15 protein-coding genes are annotated in these 13,341 nt (G+C 34.2%); 11 read left to right on the forward strand and 4 right to left on the reverse strand.

What is annotated here, in order from left to right:
- Positions 1-36: 36 nt before the first annotated feature.
- From sppA to ABZC13_RS04255, 4 genes are all read right to left on the reverse strand, one after another.
- Positions 37-906, reverse strand: coding sequence for a signal peptide peptidase SppA (gene sppA / locus ABZC13_RS04240; protein ID WP_373000558.1), 870 nt, complete (start codon positions 904-906; stop codon positions 37-39).
- A complete protein-coding gene (locus ABZC13_RS04245; RefSeq protein WP_373000560.1) occupies positions 906-2,126 on the reverse strand; it encodes a metal-dependent hydrolase in 1,221 nt (406 codons plus the stop codon). The genes sppA and ABZC13_RS04245 overlap by 1 nt, the downstream gene beginning before the upstream one ends.
- A 69-nt stretch (positions 2,127-2,195) precedes the next feature.
- Positions 2,196-3,326: a glycosyltransferase gene (locus ABZC13_RS04250; protein ID WP_373000563.1), complete on the reverse strand. Its 1,131-nt coding sequence runs from the start codon at positions 3,324-3,326 to the stop codon at positions 2,196-2,198.
- Entirely contained in the window at positions 3,323-4,687 is a 1,365-nt protein-coding gene (locus ABZC13_RS04255) for an FAD-dependent oxidoreductase (protein ID WP_373000566.1), read from the reverse strand. The genes ABZC13_RS04250 and ABZC13_RS04255 overlap by 4 nt, the downstream gene beginning before the upstream one ends.
- Before the next feature lie 143 nt (positions 4,688-4,830).
- Here ABZC13_RS04255 and ABZC13_RS04260 point away from each other — a divergent pair, with 143 nt between their 5' ends.
- The 11 genes from ABZC13_RS04260 (at position 4,831) to mnmA (ending at position 13,157) form a co-directional block, all read left to right on the forward strand.
- On the forward strand, positions 4,831-5,166 hold the full coding sequence (locus tag ABZC13_RS04260) for a hypothetical protein (protein ID WP_373000569.1): 336 nt from the start codon (positions 4,831-4,833) through the stop codon (positions 5,164-5,166).
- Positions 5,167-5,244: 78 nt separating this feature from the next.
- Entirely contained in the window at positions 5,245-5,730 is a 486-nt protein-coding gene (gene aroQ / locus ABZC13_RS04265; RefSeq protein WP_373000571.1) for a type II 3-dehydroquinate dehydratase, read from the forward strand.
- Positions 5,731-5,795: 65 nt separating this feature from the next.
- On the forward strand, positions 5,796-6,221 hold the full coding sequence (gene folK, locus ABZC13_RS04270; RefSeq protein ID WP_373000574.1) for a 2-amino-4-hydroxy-6-hydroxymethyldihydropteridine diphosphokinase: 426 nt from the start codon (positions 5,796-5,798) through the stop codon (positions 6,219-6,221).
- Positions 6,218-7,489 (forward strand): flagellar biosynthesis protein FlhF, encoded by a 1,272-nt coding sequence (flhF, locus tag ABZC13_RS04275; RefSeq protein ID WP_373000577.1) that lies wholly within the window; start codon positions 6,218-6,220, stop codon positions 7,487-7,489. The genes folK and flhF overlap by 4 nt, the downstream gene beginning before the upstream one ends.
- Positions 7,486-8,361: a P-loop NTPase gene (locus ABZC13_RS04280; protein WP_373000580.1), complete on the forward strand. Its 876-nt coding sequence runs from the start codon at positions 7,486-7,488 to the stop codon at positions 8,359-8,361. The genes flhF and ABZC13_RS04280 overlap by 4 nt, the downstream gene beginning before the upstream one ends.
- A 21-nt stretch (positions 8,362-8,382) precedes the next feature.
- A complete protein-coding gene (locus ABZC13_RS04285) occupies positions 8,383-8,718 on the forward strand; it encodes a hypothetical protein (protein ID WP_373000583.1) in 336 nt (111 codons plus the stop codon).
- Positions 8,715-9,398 carry an RNA polymerase sigma factor FliA gene (locus ABZC13_RS04290; protein ID WP_373000586.1) on the forward strand — a complete coding sequence of 228 codons (684 nt, stop codon included), beginning with the start codon at positions 8,715-8,717 and terminating at the stop codon, positions 9,396-9,398. Before ABZC13_RS04285 ends, ABZC13_RS04290 begins: the two co-directional genes overlap by 4 nt.
- Before the next feature lies 1 nt (position 9,399).
- On the forward strand, positions 9,400-10,473 hold the full coding sequence (fliM, locus tag ABZC13_RS04295) for a flagellar motor switch protein FliM (protein ID WP_373000590.1): 1,074 nt from the start codon (positions 9,400-9,402) through the stop codon (positions 10,471-10,473).
- Positions 10,474-10,484: 11 nt separating this feature from the next.
- Positions 10,485-11,351, forward strand: coding sequence for a flagellar motor switch protein FliY (gene fliY / locus ABZC13_RS04300; protein WP_373000592.1), 867 nt, complete (start codon positions 10,485-10,487; stop codon positions 11,349-11,351).
- A gap of 1 nt (position 11,352) precedes the next feature.
- A complete protein-coding gene (locus ABZC13_RS04305; protein WP_373000596.1) occupies positions 11,353-12,123 on the forward strand; it encodes a TIGR00730 family Rossman fold protein in 771 nt (256 codons plus the stop codon).
- Between the two features lie 2 nt (positions 12,124-12,125).
- A complete protein-coding gene (mnmA, locus tag ABZC13_RS04310; RefSeq protein ID WP_373000599.1) occupies positions 12,126-13,157 on the forward strand; it encodes a tRNA 2-thiouridine(34) synthase MnmA in 1,032 nt (343 codons plus the stop codon).
- Positions 13,158-13,341: the final 184 nt, after the last annotated feature.

Raw genomic sequence — 13,341 nt, forward strand, 5'->3', positions numbered from 1 at the left:
GAATGTTCACGGAAGCTTAGAGTAGAGTTAATGGTACTACTTCAGTACTAAAGCAGGAAAATAAGTGTGAAGAGTTACAGCAGCAGATGCTGATAATTTCTTCATAATCTTATCGAATTTATCTTCTTTATTCCACACAGGATGATCAACTCCACTTAGTAAAATAAGTTTCATCTTTGCATTGTGACTTACTCCTAGTGAATCTACTAAACCAACATCTTTAGCTTGCTGTGCAGTAAATATATGAGCATTTGCAAATTGGTCTCTTTTTTTGATGTCAAGACCTCTTGCATCTGCAACATTTTTAGTAAACATGTCGTAAGTCCCCTGTATGACTTTGTTTAACTCATTTATTTCAAAAGGCTCCCATTTTCTGTCAGGAGTTCCAACTTGTTTGTATTTACCTGCTTTAACAGATTGAGTAGAGATTCCGATTTTATCCATTAACTCACTCATATCTGCACCTTGCATGATAACACCGATACTACCGACCATTGAACCTGGATTTGCTACGATTTCATTCGCCCATATACTTGCATAGTAGCTACCACTTGCTATTGTTCCCTGTGCATAAACAACAACTGGCTTTCTGGCTTTTAATCTTTTAATTGCGTAAGCTATCTCTATAGATGGAGCGACAGCACCACCAGGAGAATCAACAACGAGTAAAACACCTTTTACATTATTGTTAGATCCGGCTTCTTCAATTTGGTCTAATACTTCTGAGACCTCAATAATCGGGCCAACTAAGTTAATCTGCTGAAGATTATTTGGAGTAAGGTCTTGCTCACTAGCAGGAGCGAATATAAAAACAACAATTAGTACAAATATCATCGCTTTGAAATTATTTTGGATGAAACCAAGTGTTGCTGTAATTGGTGAAAATAGTTTTTTTAAAAATTGCATTAATTACCTTTTTCTTTTTTTCCGTTTATATAAACTTTAGAGATATTATATCTGTGTAATATTAAATGGATTGCTAACTCATCATTTGGTTCTTTGTCTAAGTCCAAGACAAGCATATCCGCATTTTTACCCTCTGCTATCTCACCTGTGTTTATGTTTAGTGCAGATGCAGCATTGACAGTTACACTATTTATTAGTTTTTTAGCAAGTTCAAGAAGCGGCATCTCGGAGTGCATGAATAGAGCACATTTCATCTCTTCAAAAAGGTCAAGTGCATAGTTTGAACTAAGACCGTCGGTTGCACATACCCAGTTAATTTTTTGTTTGTCAAGAGCATTCAAATCAATAGCACCATTTCCTAAAAGTCTGTTCGAGATAGGGCAGTGTATGACCGTATGTTTATTTGAAGCTATTGTCCTTAACTCATCTTCATTTGCTTTTACAACATGCGTAAGAAGAGTTTGTTGAGCATTGAAATGTTCTAAAAATTCTTTGGAGTCACTTACTGCATAGTTCTGTTTTAACAACTTTTCAAAAAAGTCTTTAAAATCGCCGTCATTTTTGTCTAGCCAGTCTCTCTCTGCTTCACTCTCCATAAAGTGGGCTGTTAGTTTAAGCCCTTCATTCTTTACTATTTCGAGAGCTTTTTTAATCAGGATAGGGTGAACGGAATATGGTGAGTGAATGGCAACAGCTGGATGAAAACCTTCTCTTTTTACACTCTTTGAAGCATCTAGACGGGAGAGAAAATCATCAAAAAGAGCATCTGCCATAGTTGCTTGAGAACCGATAAGCTCATTAAAAAAAACTACATTTTGCGCAGCATTTACACAAGCTTCAAGATCCATTCCATGAGAACTTACTGCTCCGAATGTTGTAATACCAGAATCAAGCATAGCATCTATTGCTTTACTCATACAGTTCACATCACATCCACCTATAAGCTCATCACGGTTTTCAATTACACTGTATAGCCAGTTCATAAAGTCGCCATAACTAAGGCTAGTCTTATTTGCACTAAATTCTATGTGAACGTGAGCATTAACAAGTCCCGGCATAAGAAGTGAGTTTTTTTCTAAAACAGTTATTTCTGCATCTGGATACTCTTTTTTTAGTTCTTCTAGGGGAGCTATTTTTTGTATTGTTGTATTAAAAGCAACTGCTAAGTCTGTTAGTAGAGTGTCTGGTGTTAGTATATAGTTCGGTGATATTATTTGCATGTTTAATCTTTATATATGAAAGTTGCAAATTATATTAAATAAGCCATGAAAAGCTTATTAAGAATCACTCTAAAGTGATTCTAGCTCTTCATAAAGCTCTTTTGCCATAATTTCATAGTTTCTTTTATGCGCGAGCAATTTTTCTTGTCCGGCATGTCCCATTTTTGCAATTTCTTCTTCTGACATATTTATAATCATTTCGAGTTTTTCAACGATCTCATCACTTTCAAAGTTACAAAACAGAGCATCATCATCAGTAAACAATGTACGATTTTTTGCATTATCAGTCAGTAGTGTTGGAATAGCGCAGGTGTAATAGTCCATGGTCTTTGCAGGTATTGCCGTAGAATAGATCGGAATATCAGGAAGAAGAGCAATACCAACATCACAATCATCTATTTGACCTATAAGTTCATTGAAACTGTCCGCTTTTAAAATACTTACTTTATCACTGATCGTAGGATATTTTTGCATTACATTTCTCGCAAATTCAGAATCTAACGTTGAGATGTTTAGATGCCAGTTATCTGAGTGAACTTTTGTAAAAGCAACTAATACTTTTTCAAACTCTCTAAGTGCGTCTAGTGTTCCAACATAGATAAAGTGGCGTTTCTCTCCATCTGACTTGCGGTGAGGTGTGATTCTTGCTGGATCTAGTCCTGCCGGTAGAGGAAAACTTCTGACACCAGTATCAGCATAAAAAGTATCTTCCATATCTTTAGATGTTGGCATGAAAATATCACATTTTGATAGAAGATTTTTTTTGCTTTGTTTTGTAAAGTAATTTTTCACAGTAGCCATAATTGAGTTACTATTCTTTGCTTTATGCGCCTCATATATCTCTTCTTTTTTTGGAAAAGAGAGTCTATACCCCACCTTATATCCATACTTTTCACGACTCTCAAGAATATTTTTTAAAATATCAGGCTTGTTACGAACAAATACATAGTCATATGAAGAAAGATCAACGCCTTTGGAATCCATATAACATGATATCTCTTTTTTATACTGTTGTGGAATTACATAGTCTGTGCCTTTTGACTGAAAACTATTCTTAAACTTTGTAAAATAAACAATATTTACATCATAATACTCTTTGAGATATCCATTAAATAATGGACCGATAGTTCCATGGTCTGTATACTCTTGCTGATCAGTTATATATAAAAGTTTTTTTCTTGTTTTATTCTCATTTGTCATATTTCATCCCCTTGTATAGTTTGTTCTTCTACTAACTCGTCATCAAAACGTTCTTTATCAAAACTGAATCCAAGATACTCACATATCGCTTCTACATCACGAACAGCATTACCAAGACAAGATGTAGCTCCCGGTGATGGTGTCATGTTGAAAATTATTCCTTCACCAGTATTTATTGAAGCTTCGCCAAGCATAAGTTTTTGGTTTTTCTTGTCAAGTATTTGAGGTCTGACACCTCCAAAACCTTTAGCATAAGATATATCTTCGTCACTAAGAGATGGGACAATCTTTCTTGCATCTTGAAGAAATAGTTTTTTGTTAATAAATGGAACTTCAAACATAAAGTTTTTAAGTACATAGTTTCGGATATCAGAATCTTTAAATAAGTCATAAAATATTTTAATAACGGTAAAATCAAGTCTTAATGTTTTGAAAAAGTCTATGTAAGTACCAGGTTTAAAACGTTCAAGTTTAGGCAGCATAAGTGCAGTAGGACCAAATCTTGTGAAGCCGCTTACCAAAATATCCGGATCGCCATGAAGTGCGGCAAAAGGGAGTTTAGGGTTTTGAACCATATAAACTTTACCGTTTAAAATCTTACGATTTCCCATGTAAAAACTACCAGCCATCGGAAGACAACCATAATCTAGTCCATGACCCATCTGATGCGCAAGATATAGAGAGTGCGCCCCTGCATCTACAACAACAAAATCTGCAGTAAACTGACTCATTGTTGTCTCAATATGATAGGTACTTCCAATCTTTTGAATATTTTTTACTTCATTGTTGAAAAAAATATCAGTTACTTTGTCTTTTATCTTAAGAGTGTTATCTATGAACGTATCACTAAGTGCTTTAAAATCAACAGTAGTATATTCACCTTTTGCACCCATGCCCACTATATCTTCAGGGCGCTCTTTTCCATCTTTGTCAAAAATAACGGCAGGTTCTATTTCAGCCAACTGTTCTTTTGTGTAAAATTCTAAATATGGGTAAAGAGATTTAAACTCTTTGTAACGGTTTTTTATATAGTCTACTTCCTCGTAACCGACTCCTAAAGCCATTTTTTGGTGGGAAAAAATGACTTTATTCTCGTAGCCGTATTGAAGACAATATTTTTCTACCATTTTGGCTGTTCTTTTAACTTTTGCAGCTTTTTCTAATGTGTAATTTGTTTCAATATCTCCACAATGAATTGTTTGTGAGTTAGCAGATCCATTCGAGTTTAATGACGCTAGGGAGCCGTATTTCTCCAGTAAACATATGTTTTTTATGTCAGTATAGCGGCCGAGTTCATAAAATAGGGCAGCACCGGAGACACCCCCGCCAATTACAATTACATTATAATGATTTTGAGTCATAATTTTCTCTTTCTTCAGGTTGATTTATTAGTTGTTATTATAAGATGTTACGATAAAATAAGTTCAAACATTCTTAAAGTTTATAGATAGAAAAATATAAGTATGATATAATCAAATTAAAGAGATTAATAAAGGAGATTATGATGAGTCAGTTTATAAAATTTGAAAATTTGGAAGAAGAACTGGTTGATTTAACAGATGTTCTTAAAAATAGTCTGCAGAGTGAGGTTTTGTCAATAAAAAAGCTTGTAAAAAGCTGTGATAAGTTTAAACATATATCCAAAACTTTGTGTGATTTAGAGAGTGCTGAGTATGTAATTTTTTCAAAATATATGAGTAAGAAATTTCATGAATCAGAAGCCTTTATATTTGTAGATGCTACTGGTAAAAATGTATGCAGTCTGTCTGGTAGAGATATCGACTTATATGACATGATTATGGATTGTGAAAATCTAGTAGAGAAAAAAGAACAGTATTGATTTTGCGTAACTCTTTTTAATATTACTTTAGATAGAATATCTCCTTAAAAGTTTTAATATTTACAAAAAAGGTAAGAAATGAAAGTAGTAGTTATCCAGGGTCCAAACTTAAACATGCTTGGTGTTCGTGAACAAAATATATATGGTCCAATGAAATTGGAGCAGATTCACGCTCAAATGAAAGAATTTGCAACTCAAAATAATATAGAAATTGAATTTTTTCAAAGTAATCTAGAGGGCGAGATCGTAGATAAAGTTCAAGAATGTTATGGAGATGCTGATGGTATTATTATCAATGCTGCAGCATATACTCACACTTCAATAGCTATCAGAGACGCTATTTCAGCAGTTAGTCTTCCTGCAATAGAAGTTCATATTAGTAATATCCATCGTCGTGAAGAATTCAGAAAAGAAAATATGATTGCACCTGTCTGTACATCATCTGTTGTTGGTTTTGGTCCTTTTGGTTACCACCTTGCAATGGTTGGTATGTTACAGATTATGGGTGAAATGCAAGCAGCTCAAGAGATGCAAAAGCAACAACAAGCGACAGCAGCTCAGTAATCATGTATATAAAGCGTAGGCTTAATGAGAGTTTAACGACCTTTAAAGGCTTACATTTTGGGTCTATGCTTAGATCCAAAAGTTCTCATCGCTACAGAGTTACAGTGGGAATAGGTGGAAATGTTGGAGATGTTAAACGAAGGTTTGAGCGTCTTTATGCATTTTTTAAAAGAGATAAAAGAGTTGAGCTTTTACAAACATCGTTGATTTTGAAAAATCCTCCATTTGGTTTTATGGATCAGGATGATTTTTTAAATTCAATCATTGTACTCCAAGTAAGCATGCAACCGTTAGCTTTTTTGGAGTATTTACACAGAGTTGAGAAAAAATTTGCACGCAAACGAAGTTTTGCAAATGCTCCAAGGACTTTAGATTTGGATATCATCTTCTTTGATAATAGATTTATTAAAACAGATAGACTTACAATACCACATGCAAGTTGGTTTGAGAGAGAGAGTGTAATGATTCCATTGATGGATATAGATAGATGAAAATACTTACATTTACAGGTCGTACACCTTCCGAAGCTCTAAAAAAAGCTAAGCTAGAGGTAGGTGATGATGGTATGCTTATTGAGACTCGAGAGATTCAGAAAAAAGCACTTGGTAGAGAGCCTCTATATGAGATCGTTATTGGTATTGACGGTAATGATATTCATGCCAGTTATCCGAATAAACCAAAACCATTGGATAAACAAAAGCCATTAAGACAAGAGAGTGAAGATGTTCTTTATGATATCTCTAGTGCAGCCGCACAAATATCAGAAATAGCAAATGTAACAGATCCCCTTTACGAATATGGTGTTCCTAGAAAAACTGCTAGTTCTTATGAGCCAAAAGAGTTAAAAGAGATAAAATCAGAGATAAATAAACTTGGTGATAAAGTAAAACTAATTCAAAATATGTTTTGGGATGAAAAAGCACCAGATTTAGAGCATCAAATACCATCAGAGTTTGCTGAGATATATAGGCTGGCATCTCAAAGTGGTATGGATAGAGACCATCTTGATGGAATTATGCGAATGACTTTAGAGCATATGCCACTAAAGATGAGAGAAAACTCATCAACTGTTAAGAGGTATTTTCAAACTCTTCTTAGAAAAATGATTCCTATCAGAAGAGAGAGTGTACCTACACCAGGAACCAAAAAAGTCATTATGCTTGTCGGCCCTACAGGAGTTGGTAAAACAACTTCTATAGCTAAACTTGCTGCAAGATACTCATACCTAATGCAAAAAAAATATAAAGTCGGACTAGTTGTTTTAGATACTTACCGAATTGGTGCAGTTGAACAGTTAATGCAATATGCAAGAATGATGAAACTTGGCATAGAGACTGTAGTAGATCCTCCAGAATTTTCAACTGCTTTAAATTCGCTTAGATACTGTGACTACATTCTTATAGATACTATGGGCTCAAGTCCATATGACAAAAATAAGATAGAAAAAATTTACGAGTGTTTAGATGCTAATGACACAGAGTACAATATTGATGTTGTCTTAGTAATGCCGAGTTCTATTAAGTATGAAGATTTAAAACTTACTTATGAAAACTTTTCAACACTCAACGTAGATACAGTTATGTTTACAAAACTTGACGAGACTATGGGCTTTGGAAATATTTTCTCACTTGCTTATGAGACAAAAAGTCCTATAAGTTATTTTTCCGTAGGACAAGAAGTCCCGGAAGATCTTGTATGTGCAAGTAGTGATTTTTTAGTAGATTGCCTACTTAACGGCTTCAATAGGAGCAAAGCATGATGGGACATCAGGCTGAGAAACTAGAAGAACTTGTGGCTTCAAACTCACAAAAAAAATCTAAGAAAACTAGATTTGTTGCTATTACGAGTGGAAAAGGTGGAGTAGGTAAGAGCACCATAAGTTCTAACCTTGCTTACGTTTTATCTCAGAGTGGTCTAAATGTAGGTATCTTTGATGCGGATATTGGATTAGCTAATTTAGATGTTATGTTTAATGTAAAGATTAAAAAGAATATCCTTCATGTGTTAAAGGGTGAAGCTAGTGTTAGTGATATCCTTATCCCTATTACTAGAAATTTGATCTTGATTCCTGGTGAGAGTGGTGATGAAATACTAAAATATGCAGATGCAGCACTTTTTAAAAGGTTTATGGAAGAAGCCCAAGTGCTTGATAAGCTTGATGTTATGATTATAGATACCGGTGCTGGAATAGGTGAACATATTCAGATGTTTTTAAATGCAGCTGATGATGTTATAGTTGTGACTGTGCCAGATCCAGCGGCTATAACAGATGCATATGCAACCATAAAAACTGTTGCAATTTTGAGAAATGATATCGGTCTGATTATGAATCAAGTAAAAAATGAGAAAGAGGCTGAAGCAGTCTTTGATAAGATTCGTAAAGTTGCTTTAGCAAATATTGGAGATAAATTAGATTTACAACTAATTGGTAAAATCAATAGTGATGTAAAAGTAAGCTCTTCAATTAAGCGGAGAGCTCTTTTTAGTGTTTCTTATCCAAATTCTCAACCTCATGTTGATATAACGGCTATAGCAAGTAAAATTGCAAGTAGATTGGAACGAAATATGCTCGTTAGTCCAAATGAGAGTGGATTAACGGGGCTATTTAAACGCTTAATGGGACATTTTTAAGTCTATTTTTGGGGTACATGGATGTTAGGTGAAAACTTTGTATATTTTTTTACAGTTCAAGGCTTTTTTGTCGGAATTATTTTCGGTGTATTAAAATCTTTTGATGCTGAAGGCTTACTCACGTATACCTTTTTTATTACTGCATTCTTTTACCTTTTTTCTCATGTCATAATTGCATTGTACTTTAGAACTATCACTGCAAAATCATATTCGTTCCCTAAAGATGCACATGAAAGAGAACTAGATCTTTTTGTAAAAGAGATAAACAAAAGAGAAAAGCTTATTGACTCTGTATATAAAATCACAGACGCTGCAATAAAGATGAATTCTCAAGAGATGCCAGGACAAAAATCATGATTTCTGCATATACGCAAGATATCAAACACAAAGAAGATGAACTAGCTATTCAGTATTTACCTGCTGTTAAAGCTATGGCATTTAGACTAAAAGAGAGGCTCCCAAGTTCAATTGACTATATGGACCTCTCAGCTATAGGTACAGAAGAATTAATTAAACTAGCTAGAAGATATGATGAGAAGTTAAACGACTCTTTTTGGGGATATGCCAAAAAAAGAGTTTACGGGGCAATGCTAGATTATTTAAGAAGTTTAGATATCTTGTCTCGTGCGAGTAGAAAACTTGTAAAAGCTATAGACTATGCAGTTGAAGAGCATAGACTGACTAATGAAGAAGAACCAACGGATGCGCAACTGGCAGAGATGCTTGATGAGACTGAAGAAAAGATTCACGATGCCAGAATAGCTTCTACTATTTACACAGTTATGCCTCTACATGATCAACTTCAAGTTGGTGACGAAGGGGCAGCATTAGCTTTGATTGAAAAAGAAGAGCTTGTGGCTGTAATTAAAAAAGTTCTATCAGGATATAATGAAAGGGAACAGTTGATTATTCAGTTTTACTACTTTGAAGAGTTGACACTTAGAGAGATAAGTGAGATTTTAGATATCACTGAGTCTAGAATTTCACAGATTCATAAATCAGTGATTCATAAAATTAAAGAAAGTGTAGGGGCATAATATGGCAGATATACTTTCACAAGAAGAGATTGATGCACTACTTGATGTTGTTGAAGATGAAGGTGATGATGTCTTAGAGAGTTCAGATGACAATCTGCTTCCACAAAGACAAGTAACGCTGTACGACTTTAAGAGACCAAATAGGGTTTCAAAAGAGCAACTACGTGCATTTCGCGGTGTTCATGACAAGATGGCTCGTTCGCTTGCATCTCAGATATCTTCTATTATGCGTTCAATTGTTGAAATTCAACTACATTCAGTTGATCAGATGACTTACGGTGAGTTTCTTATGTCACTTCCGAATCCGACGAGTTTTAATGTTTTCTCAGTAAAACCTTTAGAGGGAAGTGGTGTAATAGAGATAAATCCATCTATTGCTTTTCCTATGTTAGATCGTCTTTTAGGTGGTAAAGGTGAACCTTTTGATGCCAGTAGAGAATTCTCAGACATAGAATTAAGTCTTTTTGAGACTATTTTACGTGTAATGATGAGTACACTAAAAGAGGCTTGGGGTCCTGTTATGGAGATTTATCCTACTGTTGAGTCTAAAGAATCAAGTCCTAACGTTGTTCAAATTGTTGCACAAAATGAGATTGTTGTTATGGTTGTAATGGAGATTATTATTGGTCATAGCTCTGGTATGATGAATATTTGTTATCCGGTTATATCTCTAGAACCTATACTTCCAAAGTTGGCAAGTAGAGATCTGATGCTAAATGAAACAAGTTCTAAAAAAAGTAGAAATACCGAACTACAAGTTTTACTTGGTGGTGCAAAGGTAAACGTAGAAGCGAACCTAGGCAATGCTGAACTTACAATGAGAGATGTTTTAGACCTTCAAATCGGTGATGTTGTAAGACTTTCCAGTGCAGCTGATGATATTGTAACGGTTAGTATAGACGGGAAAGAAAGATTTCGCGGTGAAATAGGACTACGAAGATTTAGAAAATCTATACAAGTTTCAGAAGTAATAGATACAGAAAAAGATGCCGTTAAACGTGCATTAGAAAATTTTGAAAATATGAGACATGAAAAAATCTCTGGAGTTCAAGATATAGTTAATGATATTAATTAAGGAATAAATAGATGAATGATTTTATGAAACTATTTGAAGATGAAACAATTGGTACAGTAGAAGCCTTGGTTGGACAAGCCCCAACACTGGAGATGAAAGAGGAACAAAGTTTAAGTATCATATCAAATATTATTCCTCCTATTGTACTTGCTAAACTAAGTGTTAGCGGTGATATTGATGCTACAGCCATGGTTGCTCTTACCCCAAATCTTGCTGCGTCTCTATCAGATATGATGATGGGTGAAGATGCAAGTGATAGAGATGATGTAAGCGATGATGATCTAGATGCTTCAAAGGAGATAATATCAAATATCTTTGGTGCTATCGGTAATTCTCTTTCTGCACAAAAAGAGATACCTGTTTTATCATTTAAAATAGACAGTATAGAATTTATCGGAGATGATGCAGAAGTAAGTCTAGAAGAATACGCCAAAATGTACGTGTATAAATTTATTATAGGTGAACTGAGTTCTCTGTTTATGTTTATTTTGGATGAAAAGCTTAATAATGGGTTAGAAGGTAATACTTCAGAAGAAAGTAGCGATAGTGTGTCATCAGCTATGTCATCAATGGGTGATGATTATAGTTCTAATATTAAGTTAAGTGGCGAAGAGATGAATAACATCTCTCTTATCATGGATGTTAAACTGCCGGTTAGAGTAAGAATAGGTAAGAAAAAGATGCTTCTTAAAGATGTTTTAAATATGGATATAGGTTCTGTTATTGAGTTAAATCAGCTAGCAAACGATCCTTTGGATATTTTAGTAGATAATCATGTGATAGCACAAGGTGAAGTTGTAATTGTAGACGGTAACTTTGGTGTTCAAATTACATCTATCGGAACAAAAAGAGAGAGATTAACTCAACTTAAGGCGTAAAATGAAAGCTAATAAAGATGAATTAGCAAAAAAATACATAAAAGATATAAAGTCAGCTGATGTTTGGAGTGTTTTTAAAATTATTGCTGATTTTGTAAAAGGTTTTGATGAACTTGGTGAGTTAGGACCAACGGTTACTATATTTGGTAGCGCAAGAACAAAAAAAAATGATCCTTACTATAGAAAAGCTCAAAAATTAGCTTCTATGTTAGGTTCTCGTGGCTTTAATATAATGACAGGTGGTGGACCTGGAATTATGGAAGGTGCAAACAGAGGTGCTCATAAACATACAGATGTTGATTCTATAGGTCTAAACATCGATCTCCCTTTTGAACAAACAGCAAACCCATACACAACAAAAGAGTTAAGCTTTGATTATTTTTTCTCAAGAAAAGTAATGTTGGTCAAATATTCGATCGCATATGTTATATTCCCAGGTGGATATGGAACTCTAGATGAACTATTTGAAGCTTTAACTCTTATTCAAACAAGAAAAGTTACAGGTGTTAAAGTTTTTGTAGTTGGTGTAGATTTTTATAAACCACTTATGGAGTTTATAGAGAATAAGATGCTAAAGAGTGGCATGATAGATGAGGTAGACTTTGAAATGATCAGATTGACTGATGATTTGAAAGTAGTAGTTGAGGAAATTGAGCAATCATTGTTAGAACAGATTGAGATGCTTAAGGATGTTGGCCTTGGAGATTCTCAATACTGCAGGTCACTATCAGAGTTTTCTACAAACAAAAATATAAAATACAAAGATATATAGATATGAATAAAACTAAAAAAGTATTAGTAGGTATGAGTGGTGGAATTGATTCAACCGTATCAGCTCTATTACTAAAGAAAGATGGTTATGATGTAGAAGGCTTATATATGAAACTTCACTCAAAACCAGGTTACCATGAAATACATTTGGCAAGAGCGCAAAAAGCTGCAGACTTTGTTGGAATGAAACTTCATGTATTAGATTTGCAAGATATATTTAATGAAAAAGTATTTCAACCATTTATAGATACATATGCAGAGGGTAAAACGCCAAATCCATGTGCTTTATGTAATAGAAATCTAAAGTTTGGTGAGATGGTTAAATTTGCTGACTCCATTGAAGCAGATTATGTAGCAACTGGACACTATATAAAAACAGATGGAGAATACTTCTATCAAGCAGAAGACGATACTAAAGATCAGAGTTACTTTCTATTTTACGTTCAAAAAGATATTTTGTCAAAACTTATTTTTCCACTTGGAAGCAGACATAAAAGTGATATAAAAGAGTTTGCTGCATCTATAAAAGGCTTAGAGTCTTTCGCATCTCAAGGTGAATCAAGTGAGATATGTTTTGTTGAAACAACATATACAGACTTATTAAAAGATTATGTAAATGTTGATAATAGTGGTGATGTGCTTGATAAAGAAGGAAATGTAGTAGGTCAACATAAAGGTTATATGCATTATACAATTGGAAAACGTAAAGGTTTTACAGTAAAAGGCGCACACGAACCTCACTATGTACTGAACATAGATGCTAAAAATAATCAAATAACTGTAGGTAAAAAAGAAGAGCTTGCATGTAATAGTGTAACTATAGAACATCTTAATATGTTTAATGAATTAGATGAGTTTGATACTACTGTTAAGTTAAGATATAGAACAATAGCTGTACCTTGTCATGTTAAGATTGAAAAAAACAAAGCAACAGTTACATTAAAAGAGAGTGTATATGGTGTAGCAACTGGTCAGGCAGCTGTCTTTTATGACGATAATAGGCTAATTGGTGGCGGTTGGATTTGTGCTGTTTAATGCACAAACCAATTACAACTAAAAACAATTACAAAACTTCTCCAAAACTTCCCAACCGATTAAGAAACTTCTAAGCAACAACCCCCTATAATTCCCATCCACAAACAAAGAGACCTTGTTTAAAAGGCCTGGAGAGACTTCGAGTTGAAGCTTTTGAGATTGTTTGAGATCATTGAAAACTAAG

This window comes from Sulfurimonas sp. (assembly GCF_041563035.1).
Classification (GTDB): Bacteria; Campylobacterota; Campylobacteria; order Campylobacterales; family Sulfurimonadaceae; genus Sulfurimonas.